Source organism: Nocardia sp. NPDC058497 (genome assembly GCF_042720195.1).
Lineage (GTDB): Bacteria > Actinomycetota > Actinomycetes > Mycobacteriales > Mycobacteriaceae > Nocardia.
The window spans coordinates 1-1209 of sequence record NZ_JBHXMY010001016.1 but is presented as its reverse complement, the minus strand read 5'-3'; the positions used below and the strand labels follow the sequence as shown (position 1 = coordinate 1209).

The window sequence follows — 1209 nt, the reverse complement described above, 5'->3', positions numbered from 1 at the left end:
GAGTAGATCTTCCTTGCACACATGGCATCTCACCGCACTAGAGTTCCGCACGCTGTGGGAAGCGACGGGCCGCGACGTGCTCCCGTACCCCCTGCACCATCGTCACACGACCGATTTCCGCGCTGATACCGATCGGCTCCGCCGCAAGGCCGCCGAGTCGCTGCAGGCCCAGTTCGACACCAACCTCGACTACGCCGTCGCGGCCATGCTGGCCCCGCACGTACGCGTCGAGGTCGCCGGATCCTCCCGTGGCACAAGGACTATCCGCGCATACGGCGGCACCCGCGACAACTACGCCGCGCTGGCCGTTCAAGCCCCCGGCGACGAGGCGAACGCGGGCGATATCACCCTCCGACTGTTCGCCCCCGAAACACTCGCCGCAGCAGTACTTTCCACGCTTCCCAAGGTCGCCCCCGGAAACGGCCGCGAAATCAAAGTCACCGCAGCAGAACTCGCGGCCCCGCGCCCGCACGTCCGCGACCCGTGGAACCCCACCCCCCGAGAACAACTCGAAACCTTCCTCGCCAAACCCACCGACACCCTCACCCACATCGGCGTCTATGCCCACGGCAGCGTCGACAACCGCCACACCGAAGGCCGCGACGACTTCCAACTCCACGACCTCACCAACGACGGCCGCTACGTCTTCTACGGCGAAACCACCTTCATCGCCAAACCCACCACCCCCACCCGCCTCCAGGCCACCCTCGCCTCAATCCTCACCACAACCGCCACCAAGGCACGCCAAGGCGCCTACCGCTCCCACTGACCGGGTCCGCGCACCGCCAGCTCTGCTGGGATCGGACCTGGTCTGGCCCTATCTACGACCTGGCTCGCGCGGCTCAGCTCCTCGTCAGTCAGATCCAACTCGGTGGGCAGCTGATCTACACCGTCGTACGACGGCCACGCCACATGGTCGGGCGAATCCGTCATCATGCCCTTCCTTCGTGCAGCTGCACACCAACTACGGCAAACCCGGCTGCCTCGGTCTGCTCGACGGCACTGACGATGGCCGATGCCAACGAGTCGGCATCGCGATGTACGTGCAGTACCGGGGTCGCTCGTGGCCCGAACTCCGGCGTCGAATCATCTAGTCCCGCTTCGTACAGCGAGTCGAGTTCGTCATCGGACGGCGTGTGGTCGAGAACCAGCGTGAACTCGTGGTGACTCATCGCGACTCCTTCGTATCGGTATGCCGCTGCGCGAACC

Annotated in this window: 2 protein-coding genes; one reads left to right on the top strand and one right to left on the bottom strand. The window is 65.4% G+C overall.

The genetic code is table 11. From position 1 onward, the window contains the following. A partial coding sequence (locus ACFWPJ_RS33360; protein WP_378857587.1) for an ESX secretion-associated protein EspG occupies positions 1 to 769 on the top strand: 769 nt, incomplete at its 5' end. Positions 770 to 932: 163 nt separating this feature from the next. Here the strand turns inward: ACFWPJ_RS33360 and ACFWPJ_RS33355 are convergent. Further along, positions 933 to 1172 (bottom strand): hypothetical protein, encoded by a 240-nt coding sequence (locus tag ACFWPJ_RS33355; RefSeq protein WP_378857585.1) that lies wholly within the window; start codon positions 1170 to 1172, stop codon positions 933 to 935. Positions 1173 to 1209: the final 37 nt, after the last annotated feature.